We start from the raw sequence: 17,111 nt of genomic DNA, 5'->3' as shown, positions 1-17,111 counted from the left end.
TAGGCGCTTAATCCGCCAGCGTCCCCAATTCCGGAGTGTCGCTTGTCGCCGCCTCGTCCGGCCAGTTTGTGCGCCAGATTTCCGCCGACCAATGACCGCAATGCACGGCCGGGCGATCAAAACCGGGCAGGGCGGGCAGCAGCGGCTGGATCACCACGTCATGGCGCGGGACGGCGAAATAAGGGAACGAATACCGTTCCTTGCCGGATCGATTGACGACGCGGTGCGGTGTCGATTTCAACCGCCCGCCTGACCATAGCTCTAACATGTCGCCAATGTTTACGACAAAGCCACCTTCGGGACAGTCAGGTGTGATCCAGCCACCATCGCGGGTTTGCACCTCCAGCCCGCCAACCGGGTCGGGGGCGATGATTGTCAGCGCGTCGGTGTCTTTGTGCGGATGGATACCATACCCGTCCTCTTCTGCGGCTTGCGGCGGATAGTGCAGCAGGGTCATGTTGGTCATCGGATCGCGAAACGCGTCTTGCAACTGCCCCGGTGTCAGGTTCAGGCCGGTCTCAAGCGCGCCAAGCAACAGGTCGGTCACGCGGTCCAACTGGGACCAATAGTCCAGAATGACCCCGCGCGCCTCGGGCGCATGATCCGGCCAGATATTTGGGCCATACAGCGCACAGGCCTGCCGGATTTCCGCGTCTTCCTGGATTTCGTGATGCAGTTTATAGCCTTCGTATTTGTCGGCTTTGCCCGACCCGTCATTCGGGGTGAAAAACCCCATCGGAATGTAGCCGCGATAGTTTTCGCGCGTGATGGCCTGATCCCATTTGCGGCTCTCTTCCAGGTCGAAGATCTTGCGCACCGTCTGCCGGACCTGATCGACGCTGTCCTGCGACACGCCCGTCCCGGTGATCGACAAGAAGCCGATGCCAACACAGGCCTCGAGTATCTGTTGCGCCGTTGCCTTGTATTCGGGGCTGTCCGGGTGTGCCAGTGCCGAGATGTCTATGGTCGGGATTGTATCCATCAGTTGATCCTTACGCCCTGACGTTCCAATTCAGTATGCACGGGGGTCAGATTCAACCGATCCAGCTCCTGATTGCTTTTCAGCGACAGCGCGGCCGCAATGCCTGCGCCCTGACCCATGACGGCGCAACAGGCCATGTTGCGTGTGGCGGCATGGGCCACCCGGTCCGCACCGTGCGAGCGCCCGGCGACCAGCAGGCCCTTGACCCCTTTGGGCAGCATCGAACGATAGGGGATTTGCATGTATCGCCCCGTGGTGGGCAGGATCAGGATGCCATAGCCGTCGATGAATTCGGGGTAGATGCCGATCGTATCCTCGAAGCGGCCCTGATGGCGGGCGTCATCCTCGGTCATATTGTAAACCGCGTCGATCTTGCGGGTGTCGCGGATACCGATGGTCATGCCAAAGTTCCGAAGCCGTGCGTTTTCACAGCCCGGCATAAACCGACGCAGGGCTTCGATGGCCAGCATCGACTGGCGACGCCCTTCGATCTCACCCTTTGTCAGGCTGTCGGGGTCGGTGCCGTCCACCTCGGCCAGATGGATGAGGTTCATATAGGTCAGCTCACCCGTGTCATGCATCGCACCCCATGTGCCCGCGATGGTGTTCAGATGCGGCGGAATCAGCCCCTGATCGATGGCTTGCTGGAACGGCTTGTGCACGAAGGGTGAGAACATGTCGTCCTCTTTTCCGCTGGTTTCGATGTTCCATTCACCACCGCCGCCCCAATCCTTGTAGGTTTGGGGATCGGCCTTGACGCCCTCCATAAAGGCTCGCTTGTCCACCCCCGCCAGATGGAACATGACCGAGGCGGCCATCATATCTTCTCGCGTGGTTTTGTGCGTGGGCGCTCCGGCCCGATGGGCCACATCCGCGTCGCCGGTGGCGTCGATCACCACTTTGGCCAGAATTGCTTCACGCCCGGCTTTGGATTCGGTGATGATGCCGGTGATACGGTCGCCGTCCATGATCGGGGCGACGAACTGACGGTGCAGCATCGGATGCACGCCGGCCTCTTCGACCAGCTTGTCGGCCACCAGTTTGAAGCCTTCGCTGTCCAGCTCATAACTCAGCGACTGGCTTTCGGGCACTGCCGCGCCCATCTCTTTGGCGCGGGTTTCGAACTCCATGCCGATGCCGCCGGCTTCGACGGTCTGTTCGTGGCGGTACCAGGCGAACCCCTCGACCCCCACGGCGGTGATATTGCCGCCCATGCAGCCGAACCGGTCGACCAGAGACACCTCGGCCCCCGCGCGCGCCGCCGCCAACGCAGCCGCCAGCCCGGCAGGGCCGGAGCCGACGACCAGAATATCGGTCTGGTGAACAACAGGGATTTGGCGGGCGGGTTCCTGAATCGTCTGCATCGGCGCCTCATGGGATTTACAGTCCTGTCACAATTGAGAACCCTGACTGGCGGGTCAATCAAAAAACCGACAGGTCCGGCGTCGCAAATTCGCCAATGCGCGATTGCCCCCGGCGGGGCTTTGGAATAATGACCTTTGAAGTCCAAATTCACCTTTGAAGGTCCACCCATGCGCCTCAGCCGTTACTTTCTGCCCGTTCTCAAGGAAAACCCCTCCGAGGCTCAGATCGTCAGCCACCGGCTGATGCTGCGCGCCGGGATGATCAAGCAGGCCGCCGCCGGGATTTATTCCTGGCTGCCGCTGGGCTTCAAAGTGCTGCGCAAGCTGGAAAACATCGTGCATGAAGAACAGGCGCGCGCGGGTCATATCGCGATCCAGATGCCGATTCTGCAATCGGCGGACCTGTGGCGCGAGTCCGGGCGGTATGACGACTACGGTCAGGAGATGTTGCGGATGCAGGACCGCCATGGCCGCGACATGCTCTATACACCCACAGCCGAAGAACTGGTGACGGACATCTTCCGCGGCCATGTCAGCAGCTACAAGGACCTGCCGCTGACGCTGTACCAGATCCAGTGGAAGTTCCGCGACGAAATCCGCCCGCGCTTTGGTGTTATGCGCGGGCGCGAGTTCTACATGAAGGACGGCTACAATTTCGACCTGACGAAAGAGGACGCGCTGCACGCCTATAACCGCCATCTGGTCAGCTATCTGCGCACCTATGAACGCATGGGTCTGCAAGCAATCCCGATGCGCGCGGACTCTGGTCCCATTGGCGGCGACGACACGCATGAATTTCTGGTACTGGCCGACACTGGCGAGTCCGAGGTTTTCTATGACAGCGCAGTTACCGATCTGACCTTTGGGGATCGGGAGATCGACTATGACAACCGCGACCAATGTCAGGCGATCCTGGAAGAGTTCACCTCGAAATACGCGCGCACCGATGAAACCCATGACGAGGCGCTGTTCAACGAGGTCCCCGAAGATCGCCGCCGCGTTGCGCGCGGGATCGAGGTCGGCCAGATATTCTATTTCGGCACCAAATACTCCGAGGCCATGGGCGCGACCGTTCAGGGCCCCGATGGCAAGCCGGTTCCGGTACATATGGGCAGCCACGGTATCGGCGTCAGCCGCCTGATCGGTGCGATCATCGAGGCCAGCCATGACGACAAGGGCATCATCTGGCCCGAAGGCGTGACCCCGTTCCATTGCGGGATCGTCAACCTGAAGCAGGGCGATGAAGAGGCGGATGCGGCCTGTGAGAAACTCTACGTCGCGCTGACGGCACTAGGCCTTGAGCCGCTCTATGATGATCGCAACGAACGGGCCGGGGGCAAGTTTGCCACGATGGACCTGATCGGTCTGCCCTGGCGGATCACTGTCGGACCGCGTGGTTTGAAAAACGGTGTGGTTGAATTGACCAGCCGCCGGACCGGCGAAAGCGAAGAACTAAGCCCCGAGGCGGCTGTTACCAAGATCGCTGAAATTTATCAGGGTATCGCCTGACCACGGCGATAGGCCTCGATCAATGCTGGCGCGGTGTTACAACCGCGCCGACGCAGGGCGGGCGATCAGCAGCTCGCCATCCGCCTGATTGCCGCGTGCAACCACGATGGGGCGGCCCAGCCGGTTGACCAGTTCTTTCAGCTCAAAGCCCAGAAACCGTATCCCGCAGATGCGCTGACCGGTTGTACGATCGGTGATGCAAAGGCGGCCTTTGAGAAAGGCAAGGCGATAGCCCTTTTCCCTTAGCCGATCCGCTAAGCTGCCCCAGCTTGCTGCTTTTGCGAAGATTGGCCGGATCGCGGCCCGCAGCAACGCGGCCGTTTCGCAATCCAATTCCGTTGATGATGCGCGGACCAAAATCGGGTCCAACCCTTCCGGTGTATTGTGAATATTCATTGAGCGACCCCCGCTCTGAAATGTGTTCCCCCGCAAGCAGGGTGACAAAGTTTCTGAAAATAAGCAAAAAGCGAAATAATATTGCTTACTATATGTGGCATTTTGAGTTCAGTCGATCACGCAATGCCGATATTGACTTCATAGCTGAAACAATGACGCGCGGTCTGTGAAGGTCGTCACAACCAATAGTGTAGTCTTTGATTCTAATATCACTTTTTATCTGAGCGCTGTGTCCGGCAGCCGGAACTGATTCGGTTCGATATTGGGGTTTTCCACGCCGAATTCGCCTGCCGGGACCGACACGCCCATAAGCGGCTTGACCATCGCGCGAAATGCCGAAAGGGTCGCCGCCAAACAACAAGACCGGAGCAGGCATGGCCAAGACACCCCCGCCTTTTGCCCCTTTCGAATGGAAAATCGCGTGGCGATACCTTCGGGCCCGCCGGGCCGAGGGGGGCGTCAGCGTGATGACGTGGATCTCGCTGATCGGGATCACTCTGGCGGTATTTGCCCTGATCGCGACCCTGGCGGTGCGGTCCGGGTTCCGGGCCGAGTTCGTGGGCACGATCCTTGGGGCCAACGCGCATGTCGCCGTGTATTCCTCGGGCGAGATTGACGCGCAGGGCCGCCCGGTGCGCACCATGGCAGATTATGAGGAACGGGCCGCGCGGATCGCTGAGGTGCCGGGCGTCGAACGGGCTGCGCCGTTGGTCAAAGGTCAGGTGCTGATCACCAACCGCGACCGCAGCAGCGGGGTCGAGGTATTTGGCATCCGTCCCGATGACCTGATGGACCTGCCAGGCATTGCGCAAGCCGAACAGGCGGCAGGGGATCTGTCCCTGTTTCAGACGGGCGAGGATGTGATCGCCATCGGCTCGGGCGTGGCGCGCAGCATCGGGGCCACTGTGGGGGATACGGTCAAGCTGACGTCACCCAACGGGGTGAAAACCGCCTTTGGAACCTCACCGCGCGTCAATGCCTATCGCGTGGTCTACGTGTTTTCCGCCGGGCGCTATGACATTGACCGCACCCGCGTCTACATGCCGTTTTCCCAAGCTCAGGGGTTTTTCAACCGCGAGGGCGTGGCGGATGAGATCGAGGTGATGGTCAACAAACCTGAAACGCTGGGCCCGATCCTGATCCCCATCCTCGAAGCGTCGGGCCAGCGCAGCCAGATCTGGACATGGCAGGACGCCTCGGGCGGGTTCCTGCGCGCGCTTGAGGTTGAGGACAACGTGATGTTCATCATCCTGTCGATCCTCGTACTGATTGCGGCAATGAACATCGTCTCGGGCCTGATCATGCTGGTCAAGAACAAGGGTCGCGACATCGGCATTCTGCGCACGATTGGCCTGAGCGAGGGCTCGGTCCTGCGGGTGTTCTTCATCTGCGGTGCCTTCACCGGCATCATCGGAACCGTGATGGGCGTGATCCTGGGTTGCCTGTTCGCGATCTATATCGACCCGATTTTTTCCTTCGTGAACTATGTGATGGGCGGTGGCGTCTGGGATCCGTCTATCCGCGTCATCTATTCCCTTCCCGCCGAACTGCACCTGAGCGACGTGCTCAAGGCTGTGGCCCTGTCGCTGGGCCTGTCCTTCATCGTCACCTATTTCCCCGCCCGCCGCGCGGCGCGGCTGAACCCGGTTGAGGCGCTGCGCTATGAATGATGTGACATTGCGACTGAAGGGCCTGACAAAGACCTATCTGCAAGGTACTCCGGGCGAGGTGCAGGTCTTGCGCGGCGTCGATCTGGACCTGCGCGCGGGTGAGGCGGTGGCGATGGTTGCGCCGTCGGGCGCTGGCAAATCCACCCTGCTGCATATCGCGGGCCTTCTGGACATGCCGGATGACGGCCAGGTCGAGATCGGCGGGCAGAATGTCAGCGGCAAGGGCGATCGGACGCGAACGGCCTTGCGGCGACAGGATGTGGGCTTTGTCTATCAGTTCCACCATTTGCTGCCCGAGTTCACCGCGTTGGAAAATATCACCCTGCCGCAACTGGCCAACGGCGTCTCTGAAAAAGCGGCGCAGGAGCGGGCCATGGACCTGCTGGACCGCGTTGGCGTGGCCCCACGCGCCAGCCACCGCCCGGCGGCGTTGTCGGGCGGCGAACAACAGCGCGTGGCGTTCTGCCGCGCGCTGGCGAACAAGCCGAAGGTTCTGCTGGCAGATGAGCCAACCGGGAACCTTGACCCCGAGACCTCGGATCAGGTGTTCGATGCGTTGATGGTGCTGGTGCGGGATGAGGGCCTGTCTGCCCTGATCGCCACACACAACATGGAGCTTGCCGCGCGTATGGACCGGATGGTGCGGCTTGAAGGCGGCGTTCTCAAGCCAGCTGAGTGATCGCCACGCCAACGGCCATCACGGCAATCCCACCAGCGCGCATCCATGTCAGGGGCGTTATCTGAGCGCCGAACAGCCCGAAATGGTCAATCGCGGCTGTGCTGATCAACTGACCCAGCAGAACGAAGAAGACGGCATTTCCGACCCCGAAATGCGGGGCAACGTGGGTGATCGACAGCACGTAAAACGCGATCAGAACGCCTGCCAGCAGCAGGTGTTTGGGGGCCCGCGTCACCTTGGACAGCGCCTCAAATCCGGGAAACAGCAGCATCACCAGGGCCGACGCGGCAAAGGCGATGGCAAACAGGACCACGGCAGCGGTGGTGGGCGACCCGATCAGCTTGCCAAGCGCCGCGTTCAATGCGGCCAGAATGGGAACACCGATCCCTGCGGCCAGCATGATGGCTGCGTATTGTGTCATGGCCCGAACCCTCCTGCCTCGTTGATCTGGATCATTGCGCCAAGCCGCCGCGCGGGCAAGCCTGTAAATGCCAATGCTGACAGGAGGATGCGATGAAGTGGTCAAAGCTCGGAACTGTATCTGTGTTGCTTATGTTCGCCGGACACAGCGCCGCGGCGCAGGATGCGCAAACGGGCGCGGAACTGTATCAGCACTATTGCGCGACGTGCCATGGCATAGATGCCACCGGCCAAGGTCCGATGGCCGGGGTTCTGGTCATTCAGCCGACCGACCTGACGGGCTTGGCGAAAGGGGGTGGCTTTCCAACCGCGCGCGTTGTTGCCCGGATTGACGGGCGTGATCCGTTGGTCAGCCACGGAAGCCCGATGCCGGTTTACGGGCCGTATTTCGACGGGCAGGACACGTCGATGAAAACCGAAGATGGCCAGCCTATCCTGACAAGTCAGCCAATCGTCGATCTGGTGGCGTATCTGAAAACCCTGCAGCGTAATTGACGCTTAGCTGCAGATCCCTTCGACCTTCGCATCGCTCCATGGGATGGCAACCGCACGCTCGCGCCCTTCCTGCGGCAGCGGAGAAAGGTCAAAATGCGCGCCCAGCATACGGTGCAGCCGTTTGGTCCGCTGCGCCTGTGGGTCCAGCGCGCGGCAGCACACATACTCTTCGACAATCGCGCCCTGCTGTTCATAGCCGTAGGACAGGAAATCGGGCGAGGTATCCAGATCGAACAGATACGGATCCTTGCGCCCGCCATGCTCGGCCGCTGCGCGCAGGGGGTGATAGCCGGTGGTCTTGCGGTTTTGCCATTGCCAGACATGGGTCAATTCATGCGCCAGCAACATGGCCGCGATCAGGTTCATCTGCTCGGGATAGTCAGACATATAGTCCTCAAGATACCAGTCGCGGGCGAAATAGACCTTGTTGAACAAGGCGATGGCCGCAGGCTTCCCGGTAACCGGTCCCGGCTCGACCGGAGGCAGAATGCGCTCGCGGCAAGCCAGACGCGGGCGGGCTTCGCGGTAATAGGTGATCGGCGCGACCGGGGCACCTTCGACAAGACGAACGCGATCCAGATTCAGCGTCTCGCCTTGCACGGCATCAGCAAAGTCGCGTTCCTGCTGAGTCAACGGGCGTCCGCAAGCCGCCAGAAACAGAAACGCCAGAACCAAAAAACGCAAACCCATGAAGAAAAATTTAGCTTGCCCCATCGGTTCCGCAAGCCGTTTTCATATGCTCATCGCCAGAACACGGCTGATTTCCGTCAGTGAGCGTCCGGACTGATCCATCCATGCATTGAAAGCCTCTTGCACGGCAGCCAGCGCCTTTTTGGAGGTCGGGGCCTTGTCGATCACGCCCTCGGCAATCAACCGGGCTGTCACGTCTTGTGACAGGATGAAACTGTCGCGCCCGGCAAACCGCATCGCATATTGGGCCGAGGCCCCGCCCAGCCGTGATCCCCGTTTTGCCAGCATCGCCAGAAGGCCGATGTAATCGGTCGAGGGCCAACCGCCCAGAACCTGACCGGCCCCGCCTTCGTCCCGCAACTCCAACAGAAACGCCGCGTTGTCGCGGACGGTCGCGATCTTGGTGCCGTTGCGCACGATACGGGTGTCCTGCAAAAGCGCGTCGAATTTCTCGTCATCCATAAAGGCGCAGCGGCCCACGTCGAAACCGTCAAACGCCTCTTCAAATCCGTCCCACTTGGCCTCGATGACCTTCCAGTTGAACCCGGCCTGAAAGATGCATTTGGTCAGGGTCGCAAGCCAGCGATCCTCGGGCATCGCAGCCAGTTCTTCGGGGGTTTTGGGCTTGCTCAGGTTTGCATTCAGGGCGTCGACCCCGCCGTGGCGACCTGCTGCGATGTCGAAAATCTCATCAAATGAACGCATTGTTGCGGCCTCCGCCTGTGACGCTTTTTCTTTGATGCCAGATTGCAGGAGGTTTTGCCAATCCATGGCCCGGCGACTTGATTTCGGACAAAGACCCGCCGGTCCGGTAAACCTACCAATTCCAGAAAACAGGTTCGGAGATCGAAATGGCCGGATGGGGCATCTTCATAGCAGCGTTGACAGTATTCCTGCTGAGCCACGCCATCCCCGTGCGCCCGCCCGTTCGTGGATGGCTGATCGATGCCATGGGGCGGCGGGCCTATTTCGTCGCTTATTCGTTGTTGTCCGTCGCAGTGCTGATCTGGCTGATCATAGCCGCGGCAAACGCGCCTTATGTCGAGGTCATCCCACCGGCGCAGGCCCTGCGATGGGTTCCGCTGTTGGTCATGCCGCTTGTGTGCTGGCTGGCAATCGCCGGTTTGAGCATCGAAAACCCGTTCTCGTTTGGTGGCATGGGTATGCGCAGGTTTGACCCCGAATGCCCGGGTATTCTGCGCACCACGCGCCATCCGATCCTTGCCGCCCTGATGCTGTGGGCCGTCGCGCATCTGGTCGCCAATGGCAGCCTGTCCCATGTGATCCTGTTTGGGCTGTTTGCCGGGTTCGCGCTGATGGGAATGGCCTTGATCGATCGCCGCAAGGCCCGCGAAATGGGGCCAGAGTGGGTGCGCCTGTCACGCAATACCGCGCGCCTGTCGCTGCGCGCGCCCCGCCCCTGGCCTGGGCCTTGGGTGTGGGTGAGCGCGGTTGCGGCCTATGCGGTGCTGCTAGTGCTACACCCTCTCGTGACCGGCCTGTCGCCGCTTCCCTGACGCCGGGAGTGGTCGAGCCGCAGTCGGCGTGCTATTTGAAACTCTGAAACTCATCCCACGGGGGTCCCAAGATGAATCTGGCCTATGTCACAACCACCGATCGCGGCGCAACCGACCGCTTGTTGAGCGCAGTGGCAGAGCATCTGCTGGCATCGGGCGCGAAGCTGGCAGGCGTTGTCCAGACCAACACGGAATGTGCTGACAGCAGCAAATGCGACATGGATGTGCGCGTGTTGCCGGAAGGTGAGACAATCCGGATTTCCCAATCCTTGGGGACCGAATCCCGAGGGTGTCGGCTGGACCCGGCAGCGCTGGAGCAGGCGGTTGGCTATGTCACCGCCTCGCTGTCGGATGCGCCGCAGCTATTGATCATCAACAAGTTCGGCAAGCACGAGGCTGATGGCCGTGGGTTCCGCCCTGTGATTGCCGAGGCATTGGCGCAGGACATCCCGGTTCTGGTCGGTGTGAACGGGATGAACAGCGAAAAGTTTCAAGAGTTCACGGATGGCGAGGCCGAGCAGCTAGCCCCGGACCTGACCGCCGTGTCCGAGTGGTTCAAGCGCGTCTCAGCCCAGCGGGCCAACGCGGCCTAGGTGCGGGTCACGTAGCGTAACGCGCTGATTCCCTGACTTGTTTTACAGACTGCTGGCTGCAATCCTCTTGCAACGGAGGAGCGGGAGCATGTGGTCAAACTGGGCAGGGAATGAAAGCGCCAAGATCGACGTCGCGCGCCCCGAAACGCTTGCAGACTTGCAGCAGGCGGTATACGCGCCCGAAAGCCTGCGTGTGGTCGGGGCCGGGCATTCGTTTACGCCCATTGTGGCCGGGGCCGACAGAATTCTGGACCTGTCAAACCTGAACCTGCCCACAGTCGGCGACGCTAAGGATGGTCAGGTCTGGGTGAACGCCAACGCCCGCCTGCGCGATCTGTCGCCCGCATTGGGTCAACAGGGTCTGGCCTTTCGCAATCTCGGTGACATCAACGCGCAGTCGCTGGCCGGTGCAACCGCAACTGCGACCCACGGCACCGGGCGCGGCTTGCCCTGTTTGTCGGCCGAGATCACCGATGCCCGTTTGATCAGCGCAGGCGGAGAAATCCTGACCACGGGTGACGTGCCGCTGGATATGATTCAAGTATCGCTTGGCCTGCTTGGGGTGCTGACCGAGGCGCGCATCAATGTCGTGCCCAAATACAACCTGCGCCGACTCGTCATACTGACCGATTTGTCAGAGTGTCTGGCCAATATGCACCAGAACTGGGCCGAGAACCGGAATTTCGAATTCTTCTACATCCCCTTCACCGGCAAGGCGGTCGAACTGAGGCATGCCATTGTTGATAGTCCGGAAAGCAAAGCGCCGCGCGATCTGGATATGATCGCGGTCAAGGTGCTGAAACTTGCCCGGAACACGGGCCGCTTCAGCGCGGGCATACGATCTGTGCTGTTGAAGCTGCTGACGCTGGCGCAGTCCGACGAGGACTATGTTGGTGAAAGCTGGAAGGTTCTGTGCAGCGACCGGCATATTCGTTTCAAGGAAATGGAATATCATCTGCCGCCTGACACCGCCGGTGACGTGCTGAACGAAGTATTTCGCAGGCTGGAACGGGATCACAAGGACATCTATTTCCCGATCGAGGTTCGGCAAACCGCCGGAGATACTGCGTGTCTGTCTCCATTTCAGGGCGGCCCCCGGATCTCGGTCGCGGTTCACACGGATGCGGATCAAGATCACAGCCGGTACTTCAATGCGCTGGAACCGCTGTTCCTTGAGGCCGGGGGCAGGCCGCATTGGGGCAAGATGCACAGCCTGACCTACAAGGACCTGTCCGGGCTTTATCCGGATTTCGACCGCTTCTGCGCCTTGCGCGCGCAGCTGGACCCGCAGGATAAATTCCTGACACCCGCATTGGCGCGGCTGTTCCGGCCATGAGCGATCCGTATCTAAAACGATTGTCCGAAACGCTGCACAAACATGGCGTAGATCAGCCCGTTGTGGCCGTCGATCTGGACCGGTTAGAGGCGAATTGCGCAGCCGCCGATGCTGGCGCGGATGCTGCGCTGGATCGGCGACTGGTGGCCAAATCTCTGCCCTGCCTGCCGCTTTTGGATCATATCAGGGGCCTGATCCCAACCTCGGGCCTGATGACGTTCTCTGCGCCGATGCTGACGGCTTTGCTGAAAGCAGAAAGCGGAACGGATCACCTGAGCGGAAAGCCTCTGCCGGTTCGATCCGCCGCCCGTGTCCTGGCGTCCTGTCCTGACGCGGCGGAGCGGGTGCAATGGCTGATCGATACGCCCGACCGGTTGCGTGAGTATCTGGCCCTTGCCGATCAGACCCAGTCCCGGCTCCGCCTGTCGCTGGAACTCGACATCGGTCTGCATCGCGGCGGTCTGACGCCCGAGCAGGTCGCCGAGGTCGCCAAGGGCATCCAAGCGCATCCCTTGGCACGGCTGAGCGGTGTGATGGGCTATGAGGCCCATCTGGCGAAACTGCCAGGCTTTCTGAGAAACAGAGCGGCCCGCGCCTCGGCCCAGACCTTTCGCTGCGCGGTCGCCGCACTGCCGGATCAAGGCGCAGGCCTGTGCCTGAATACCGGGGGCAGCCTGACGTTCCAGACCCATGCCTCGGACAATTCAGCGACCGAGGTCGCCTTTGGCTCGGTTCTGGTCAAACCCTCGGATTTTGACCACAGCGCGACCCGTGCCTTTCAGCCAGCGGCGTTTATAGGGACGCCAATTCTCAAGGCCATGCCCGGCAACGGGTTGCCCGGGCTGGATTTTCTGCCCCGTCGCAAAACCGATATCGCCGTGTTTGGCGGTCACTACCTCGCACATCCGGTGCATCCAAAGGGGTTCGCCTATTCCTCAATATTCGGTCGCTCCAGCAATCAGGAGGTTTGGACAGGACCTGCCACAAGCGCAGCCCGACCCGGCGACATCGCCTTGCTACGCCCCAGCCAAAGCGAGGCTGTTCTGAACCAGTTCGGTACAGTCCTTGCGGTATGCAGCGACGCTGTAGTCGACGAGTGGCAAACCTTGCCGAATTGATTGGTGGTCTTGTTAGACTGCAAATCCAGGTAGATTTGGTGGAGCCTAGGGGAGTCGAACCCCTGACCTCTTGCATGCCATGCAAGCGCTCTCCCAACTGAGCTAAGGCCCCATCCGGGTACTGCCGAAGCAGTGGGCGGACGTTTATGAGACGACGGCGGGGAGTGCAAGTCCAAAAATAGAATTGTGCAAAAACTTTCCGTCGCCATCCGCACAAAGAACCAAGGCGGCCCAGGGCCGCCTTAAGATCAGTTTTCGTCTTCTGATGACATGTCCTTGATGTCGTCCAGCGAGACGTCATCGTTGTTGTCGTCATCATCGTCCAGCAGATCGTCGTCCAGATCCACGTCGACATTGTCGTCATCATCCAGAACCAGATCATCCTCGGATGCGTTTTCGCGTGCTTTCGCGGTCGCTGCGTCCTCGGCATCGGCGGCAATCATCCGGCTTTTGCCGGTTTCAAGCTCCACGATCTCGCCCGTGTAGGGGCTGACGATCGGGTCCTTGTTCAGGTCGTAAAATCGCTTACCGGTGGTCGGGCAAACGCGCTTTACGCCCCATTCTTCCTTGGGCATGTCAAATCCCCTTGATATCAGGTGAGTCGTCTAAAAGATTCAGTTCACCTGCCACAGGCGGCGGGCACTGTCAAAGCCTTTGCGCGGAAGAGGTCGGGATATGGGAGATCACGCTTTGCCGGGAACGCCGCCGGTGCCGCTGACGCTGCGCAGATCGACGCGGGCGCGGCGGATCAGCCTGCGGATTTCCCAATTGGACGGGCGGGTTACCCTGACCTATCCGCAAGGCGTGCCCGAGGCCGAAGCGTTGAGTTTCGCGCGCAGCAAAGAGGAGTGGATCCGGCAGCATTTGGCAGGCCAACCCGATCTGGAACAGGTGCGTCTGGGCGGTGTGATCTGGATCGAAGGCACCGAGCGTCGAATCGTGCCCGCGCCGGGGCGGCGGGTGGTGCTGAGCACAGACTCGGTGGCCGTGCCTGCCGGGGCCGAGGGGCGACGTCTGGCCCGGTTTCTGAAAGAACTTGCACGGGATCGGCTGACTGGGGCCTGCGATGATTACGCCGCCATTCTGGGGCGCTCGTACACCAGTCTGACGCTGCGGGACACGCGATCCCGCTGGGGGTCGTGCAGTTCGCATGGCGGGTTGATGTTTTCCTGGCGCCTGATCCTCGCGCCGTCCGAAGTTCTGCACTATGTCGCCGCGCATGAGGTGGCGCATTTGGCCGAGATGAACCATTCGCCCGCATTCTGGGCGCAGGTCGAACGTATTTTTGGCCCCTATGATGCCCCGCGCCGGTGGTTGCGTGAAAACGGAGCGATGCTGCACAGATACCGCTTTGACGCGTAGTCGAGTTGACCCCGCAGGTTTTTGTGATCACATGAGACCATGTTAGCTACACGCCCGACCGACTCGCATATCGCAACCCATGACAGGGTGTATCGCACTCTGCGGTCCCGTATCCTGCACGGAGAGATCGCCCCCGGCGAGGCGCTGACCTTGCGTGGGATCGGCAAGGAGTTCGATGTCTCGATGACGCCTGCGCGCGAGGCGGTGCGCCGTCTGGCGGCGGAAGGGGCGTTGTTTCTGTCCTCATCGGGGCGGGTTTCGACGCCGGAACTGACGAATGACCGGATCGAGGAACTGGCCGCATTGCGCGCCTTGCTTGAGGTGGAACTGGCCAGCCGCGCCCTGCCGCGTGCCCATATCGCGCTGATCGACCGGTTGCAGACCATCAACATGACCGTCGCCGAAATGGTGACCAAGCGCGACGCCGTGGGCTATATCCGGTCGAATCTGGAGTTTCACAGGACGCTGTATCTGCGCGCGCAGGCCCCCGCGATGTTGGCCATGGCCGAGACGGTCTGGCTGCAACTTGGCCCCACCATGCGGTCCTTGTACGGGCGGCTTCGGCGCACCGAGCCGCCGCATTATCACAAGCTGATCATCGCCGCGCTGAAGGCCGGGGACGAGCCGGGGTTGCGCCTTGCCGTGCGCTCCGACGTAACACAGGGGTTGCGGTTGCTGGTTGCTTAAGCGGCGAACCGCCGAAGCGTCGATTTGGCGGCAGCCACTCTCGGTCGTTCTGGTTTGCGCGTCCGGTCTGCGCTAGGCTGAGGCAAATCACAAACAAGAGCAGATTTCAGTCATGATCAATCGACGGAGCTTTTCCATTGGCCTTGGCGCGGCAATATTGGCCGGGTGCAGCGACGAGGGCGCGCCATCCCGTGCGCGTGCGTCGCGTATGCAGTCGGTGCCGAATGCGGGCTATGATGCCTGGGTGGCCAATTTCAAATCCCGAGCCGCGTCGCAGGGGATTTCCCAGACGACCATAAATCGGGCCTTTCAGGGTGCGGGCTATTTGCCCGGCGTGATCGAGCGCGACCGCAATCAAGTGGAATTCAAACGCTCGCTTGAGGACTACTTGGCCATCGCCGCCTCGGACGAACGCATCAGCACCGGGCGGCAGATGTTGCAGCGGTACAATGGGACGCTGTCGCAGATCGAGGCGCAATACGGTGTCGACAAAGAGGTTGTCGTGGCCGTCTGGGGTTTGGAAAGCCGATACGGCGCGCGGCGCGGCGACGTGCCGGTGATTTCGGCCACGTCCACCTTGGCGTATGAGGGGCGGCGCGGAGAATTTTTCGAAAAGCAACTGGTCGCAGCCCTGAAGATCATTCAGGAGGGCGACACCTCGCCCGCCAACATGACCGGCAGCTGGGCCGGGGCGATGGGGCATACGCAGTTCATCCCAACCTCGTATCTGGCCTATGCGGTGGATTTCACCGGCGACGGTCGGCGCGATATCTGGTCCGAGGATCCAACGGATTCTTTGGCCTCGACGGCGGCCTATTTATCCCGTGCCGGTTGGGTGCGCGGCCAACCTTGGGGCGGCGAGGTCGGCACCGTGTCGGGTACACCGGTTGCTGTGCTGCAACCGCAGGTGCCGGGGCCGCGCATCGCCGTGTTCCGCAATTTCAATGTCATCAAGCGGTACAACAACTCGGACAGCTATGCGATTGGCGTGGGGCACCTGTCGGACCGGATTGCCGGAGGCGCTCCGTTTCAGGCCTCATTCGGGCCAGATGCCACGGGTCTGACGCTGGAGGACCGCAAAGACCTGCAGCGCCGCCTGACCTCGGCCGGGTATGACACGCAGGGCGCGGACGGGGTGATCGGGAACAACACCAAATCCGCCATCAGCGGCTATCAACGCGCCAACGGCCTGCCTGTGACCGGCGAGGCATCGGTTGACCTACTGCGTCGTTTGGGCGGTTGACGGTTTACGCCGCCAGCCCTTTCGACCCGATATCCAGGAATTTCTGACGGCGGTCCTTGATCAGGGCTGCTGCATCTTTGCCGTCCAGCTCTTTCAGCATGGCGGCGATGGCTTCGCGCACCGATTCAACCGCCTCGGGGCGACCGCGATGGGCCCCGCCTTTGGGCTCGGGGATGATCCGGTCGCAGACACCCAGCTTGTGCAGGTCCTGCGCTGTCAGGCGCAGCGCCTCGGCGGCTTCGCGCATCTTCTCGGCGTCTTTCCACAGGATCGAGGCGCAGCCTTCGGGTGAGATCACCGAATAGACCGAATGTTCCAGCATCGCGACACGGTTGGCGGTCGCAAAGGCCACAGCCCCGCCGGACCCACCTTCGCCGATAATGACCGATACTAGCGGCACACCGATTTTCAGACACATTTCGGTCGAACGCGCGATGGCCTCGGACTGGCCGCGTTCCTCGGCGCCTTTGCCGGGATAGGCGCCCGCCGTGTCGATCAGGGTGATCACTGGCAGACCAAACCGTCCGGCCATCTCCATCAGGCGCACGGCCTTGCGATAGCCTTCGGGCCGGGCCATGCCGAAATTCCGTTCGATCCGCGATTTGGTGTCGCTGCCCTTTTCATGGCCGATCACCATCACCGGCTGGTCGTTGAACCGGGCCAGCCCGCCGATCACCGCCAGATCGTCGGCAAAGTTCCGGTCGCCCGCCAGCGGCGTGAATTCGGTGAACAGCTCTTTGACATAGTCCTGGCAATGGGGCCGTTCGGGGTGGCGCGCCACCTGACATTTCCGCCACGGGGTCAGATCGGCATACAGTTCATCCAGCAGCTTGGCGGCCTTGGCGTCCAGCGCGGCGGCTTCTTCGCTCACGTCCATTTCTTCATTGGCACGGGCCAATGCGCGCAGCTCTTCAGCTTTGCCTTCGATCTCGGCCAGTGGTTTTTCGAAATCCAGATACTGGGTCATGACGCCTCTCAACGCGGAAGTTCCCTGCTATATGACCTGACGTCGCCCCGGATGCAACTCAGCAAGATTTGTGGGCCGCGAAT

Annotated in this window: 19 protein-coding genes and 1 tRNA gene; 11 read left to right on the top strand and 9 right to left on the bottom strand. The window is 61.2% G+C overall.

What is annotated here, in order from left to right; all coding sequences use genetic code 11:
• Positions 1-7: 7 nt before the first annotated feature.
• Positions 8-982 (bottom strand): isopenicillin N synthase family dioxygenase, encoded by a 975-nt coding sequence (locus tag ACR0KX_RS16995; RefSeq protein ID WP_480708620.1) that lies wholly within the window; start codon positions 980-982, stop codon positions 8-10.
• The gene (locus ACR0KX_RS16990) at positions 982-2,346 is read right to left on the bottom strand and encodes an FAD-dependent oxidoreductase (protein WP_170737530.1); all 1,365 of its coding nucleotides are present in this window, start codon (positions 2,344-2,346) and stop codon (positions 982-984) included. Before ACR0KX_RS16990 ends, ACR0KX_RS16995 begins: the two co-directional genes overlap by 1 nt.
• Before the next feature lie 168 nt (positions 2,347-2,514).
• On the opposite strand from ACR0KX_RS16990, the gene proS reads away from it, so the two are divergent.
• Positions 2,515-3,855: a proline--tRNA ligase gene (proS, locus tag ACR0KX_RS16985; RefSeq protein WP_170454859.1), complete on the top strand. Its 1,341-nt coding sequence runs from the start codon at positions 2,515-2,517 to the stop codon at positions 3,853-3,855.
• A 36-nt stretch (positions 3,856-3,891) separates the two neighbouring features.
• Here the strand turns inward: proS and ACR0KX_RS16980 are convergent, their stop codons facing one another.
• The gene (locus ACR0KX_RS16980) at positions 3,892-4,251 is read right to left on the bottom strand and encodes a hypothetical protein (protein ID WP_170454857.1); all 360 of its coding nucleotides are present in this window, start codon (positions 4,249-4,251) and stop codon (positions 3,892-3,894) included.
• 374 nt (positions 4,252-4,625) lie between these two features.
• On the opposite strand from ACR0KX_RS16980, the gene ACR0KX_RS16975 reads away from it, so the two are divergent.
• Entirely contained in the window at positions 4,626-5,921 is a 1,296-nt protein-coding gene (locus ACR0KX_RS16975) for a lipoprotein-releasing ABC transporter permease subunit (RefSeq protein WP_170624339.1), read from the top strand.
• Positions 5,914-6,600, top strand: coding sequence for an ABC transporter ATP-binding protein (locus ACR0KX_RS16970; RefSeq protein WP_170624337.1), 687 nt, complete (start codon positions 5,914-5,916; stop codon positions 6,598-6,600). The genes ACR0KX_RS16975 and ACR0KX_RS16970 overlap by 8 nt, the downstream gene beginning before the upstream one ends.
• On the opposite strand, the gene ACR0KX_RS16965 is transcribed toward ACR0KX_RS16970, so the two are convergent.
• A complete protein-coding gene (locus ACR0KX_RS16965) occupies positions 6,584-7,021 on the bottom strand; it encodes a DMT family transporter (RefSeq protein WP_170624335.1) in 438 nt (145 codons plus the stop codon). The two genes, ACR0KX_RS16970 and ACR0KX_RS16965, sit on opposite strands and share 17 nt — an antisense overlap.
• A gap of 92 nt (positions 7,022-7,113) precedes the next feature.
• Between ACR0KX_RS16965 and ACR0KX_RS16960 the strand changes: the two genes are divergently transcribed.
• Positions 7,114-7,515, top strand: a complete 402-nt coding sequence (locus ACR0KX_RS16960) for a cytochrome c (protein WP_170520063.1) — start codon at positions 7,114-7,116, stop codon at positions 7,513-7,515.
• Positions 7,516-7,518: 3 nt separating this feature from the next.
• Here ACR0KX_RS16960 and ACR0KX_RS16955 read toward each other — a convergent pair whose 3' ends face one another.
• The gene (locus tag ACR0KX_RS16955; RefSeq protein WP_170624333.1) at positions 7,519-8,205 is read right to left on the bottom strand and encodes a hypothetical protein; all 687 of its coding nucleotides are present in this window, start codon (positions 8,203-8,205) and stop codon (positions 7,519-7,521) included.
• 42 nt (positions 8,206-8,247) lie between these two features.
• The gene (locus ACR0KX_RS16950; protein ID WP_170624331.1) at positions 8,248-8,910 is read right to left on the bottom strand and encodes a DNA-3-methyladenine glycosylase I; all 663 of its coding nucleotides are present in this window, start codon (positions 8,908-8,910) and stop codon (positions 8,248-8,250) included.
• Positions 8,911-9,056: 146 nt separating this feature from the next.
• Here ACR0KX_RS16950 and ACR0KX_RS16945 point away from each other — a divergent pair, with 146 nt between their 5' ends.
• The 4 genes from ACR0KX_RS16945 (at position 9,057) to ACR0KX_RS16930 (ending at position 12,769) form a co-directional block, all read left to right on the top strand.
• Complete coding sequence (locus ACR0KX_RS16945; protein WP_170624329.1) at positions 9,057-9,722, top strand: NnrU family protein; 666 nt, start codon at positions 9,057-9,059, stop codon at positions 9,720-9,722.
• Between the two features lie 71 nt (positions 9,723-9,793).
• The gene (locus ACR0KX_RS16940) at positions 9,794-10,315 is read left to right on the top strand and encodes a DUF2478 domain-containing protein (RefSeq protein ID WP_170454843.1); all 522 of its coding nucleotides are present in this window, start codon (positions 9,794-9,796) and stop codon (positions 10,313-10,315) included.
• Between the two features lie 88 nt (positions 10,316-10,403).
• Positions 10,404-11,651 (top strand): D-arabinono-1,4-lactone oxidase, encoded by a 1,248-nt coding sequence (locus ACR0KX_RS16935; RefSeq protein ID WP_170624327.1) that lies wholly within the window; start codon positions 10,404-10,406, stop codon positions 11,649-11,651.
• On the top strand, positions 11,648-12,769 hold the full coding sequence (locus ACR0KX_RS16930) for an alanine racemase (RefSeq protein ID WP_170624326.1): 1,122 nt from the start codon (positions 11,648-11,650) through the stop codon (positions 12,767-12,769). Before ACR0KX_RS16935 ends, ACR0KX_RS16930 begins: the two co-directional genes overlap by 4 nt.
• 36 nt (positions 12,770-12,805) lie before the next feature.
• On the opposite strand, the gene ACR0KX_RS16925 is transcribed toward ACR0KX_RS16930, so the two are convergent.
• Together ACR0KX_RS16925 and ACR0KX_RS16920 are read right to left on the bottom strand one after the other, a co-directional pair.
• Positions 12,806-12,881 (bottom strand) — tRNA-Ala (locus tag ACR0KX_RS16925).
• A gap of 136 nt (positions 12,882-13,017) precedes the next feature.
• The gene (locus tag ACR0KX_RS16920) at positions 13,018-13,344 is read right to left on the bottom strand and encodes a TIGR02300 family protein (RefSeq protein ID WP_170520078.1); all 327 of its coding nucleotides are present in this window, start codon (positions 13,342-13,344) and stop codon (positions 13,018-13,020) included.
• A gap of 100 nt (positions 13,345-13,444) precedes the next feature.
• On the opposite strand from ACR0KX_RS16920, the gene ACR0KX_RS16915 reads away from it, so the two are divergent.
• The 3 genes from ACR0KX_RS16915 to ACR0KX_RS16905 all read left to right on the top strand — a co-directional run bounded on the left by ACR0KX_RS16915 (position 13,445) and on the right by ACR0KX_RS16905 (position 16,061).
• Positions 13,445-14,131 carry a M48 family metallopeptidase gene (locus ACR0KX_RS16915; RefSeq protein WP_480708619.1) on the top strand — a complete coding sequence of 229 codons (687 nt, stop codon included), beginning with the start codon at positions 13,445-13,447 and terminating at the stop codon, positions 14,129-14,131.
• A 39-nt stretch (positions 14,132-14,170) separates the two neighbouring features.
• Complete coding sequence (locus ACR0KX_RS16910) at positions 14,171-14,818, top strand: GntR family transcriptional regulator (RefSeq protein WP_170454826.1); 648 nt, start codon at positions 14,171-14,173, stop codon at positions 14,816-14,818.
• Between the two features lie 112 nt (positions 14,819-14,930).
• Complete coding sequence (locus ACR0KX_RS16905; protein ID WP_170454825.1) at positions 14,931-16,061, top strand: lytic murein transglycosylase; 1,131 nt, start codon at positions 14,931-14,933, stop codon at positions 16,059-16,061.
• A gap of 4 nt (positions 16,062-16,065) precedes the next feature.
• Here the strand turns inward: ACR0KX_RS16905 and ACR0KX_RS16900 are convergent, their stop codons facing one another.
• Positions 16,066-17,028 carry an acetyl-CoA carboxylase carboxyltransferase subunit alpha gene (locus ACR0KX_RS16900; protein WP_170454823.1) on the bottom strand — a complete coding sequence of 321 codons (963 nt, stop codon included), beginning with the start codon at positions 17,026-17,028 and terminating at the stop codon, positions 16,066-16,068.
• Positions 17,029-17,111: the final 83 nt, after the last annotated feature.

It is taken from the genome of Ruegeria sp. BG5 (assembly GCF_056538425.1).
The sequence above is the reverse complement of the archived record's forward strand: the minus strand, read 5'-3'. Positions and strand labels throughout refer to the sequence as shown.

Excerpts from the sequence above, each read along its gene's own strand:
- ACR0KX_RS16995 (WP_480708620.1), bottom strand. The coding sequence starts at position 982 with ATGGATACAATCCCGACCATAGACATCTCGGCACTGGCACACCCGGAC.
- ACR0KX_RS16990 (WP_170737530.1), bottom strand. The coding sequence starts at position 2,346 with ATGCAGACGATTCAGGAACCCGCCCGCCAAATCCCTGTTGTTCACCAG.
- proS (WP_170454859.1), top strand. The coding sequence starts at position 2,515 with ATGCGCCTCAGCCGTTACTTTCTGCCCGTTCTCAAGGAAAACCCCTCC.
- ACR0KX_RS16980 (WP_170454857.1), bottom strand. The coding sequence starts at position 4,251 with ATGAATATTCACAATACACCGGAAGGGTTGGACCCGATTTTGGTCCGC.
- ACR0KX_RS16975 (WP_170624339.1), top strand. The coding sequence starts at position 4,626 with ATGGCCAAGACACCCCCGCCTTTTGCCCCTTTCGAATGGAAAATCGCG.
- ACR0KX_RS16970 (WP_170624337.1), top strand. The coding sequence starts at position 5,914 with ATGAATGATGTGACATTGCGACTGAAGGGCCTGACAAAGACCTATCTG.
- ACR0KX_RS16965 (WP_170624335.1), bottom strand. The coding sequence starts at position 7,021 with ATGACACAATACGCAGCCATCATGCTGGCCGCAGGGATCGGTGTTCCC.
- ACR0KX_RS16960 (WP_170520063.1), top strand. The coding sequence starts at position 7,114 with ATGAAGTGGTCAAAGCTCGGAACTGTATCTGTGTTGCTTATGTTCGCC.
- ACR0KX_RS16955 (WP_170624333.1), bottom strand. The coding sequence starts at position 8,205 with ATGGGTTTGCGTTTTTTGGTTCTGGCGTTTCTGTTTCTGGCGGCTTGC.
- ACR0KX_RS16950 (WP_170624331.1), bottom strand. The coding sequence starts at position 8,910 with ATGCGTTCATTTGATGAGATTTTCGACATCGCAGCAGGTCGCCACGGC.
- ACR0KX_RS16945 (WP_170624329.1), top strand. The coding sequence starts at position 9,057 with ATGGCCGGATGGGGCATCTTCATAGCAGCGTTGACAGTATTCCTGCTG.
- ACR0KX_RS16940 (WP_170454843.1), top strand. The coding sequence starts at position 9,794 with ATGAATCTGGCCTATGTCACAACCACCGATCGCGGCGCAACCGACCGC.
- ACR0KX_RS16935 (WP_170624327.1), top strand. The coding sequence starts at position 10,404 with ATGTGGTCAAACTGGGCAGGGAATGAAAGCGCCAAGATCGACGTCGCG.
- ACR0KX_RS16930 (WP_170624326.1), top strand. The coding sequence starts at position 11,648 with ATGAGCGATCCGTATCTAAAACGATTGTCCGAAACGCTGCACAAACAT.
- ACR0KX_RS16920 (WP_170520078.1), bottom strand. The coding sequence starts at position 13,344 with ATGCCCAAGGAAGAATGGGGCGTAAAGCGCGTTTGCCCGACCACCGGT.
- ACR0KX_RS16915 (WP_480708619.1), top strand. The coding sequence starts at position 13,445 with ATGGGAGATCACGCTTTGCCGGGAACGCCGCCGGTGCCGCTGACGCTG.
- ACR0KX_RS16910 (WP_170454826.1), top strand. The coding sequence starts at position 14,171 with ATGTTAGCTACACGCCCGACCGACTCGCATATCGCAACCCATGACAGG.
- ACR0KX_RS16905 (WP_170454825.1), top strand. The coding sequence starts at position 14,931 with ATGATCAATCGACGGAGCTTTTCCATTGGCCTTGGCGCGGCAATATTG.
- ACR0KX_RS16900 (WP_170454823.1), bottom strand. The coding sequence starts at position 17,028 with ATGACCCAGTATCTGGATTTCGAAAAACCACTGGCCGAGATCGAAGGC.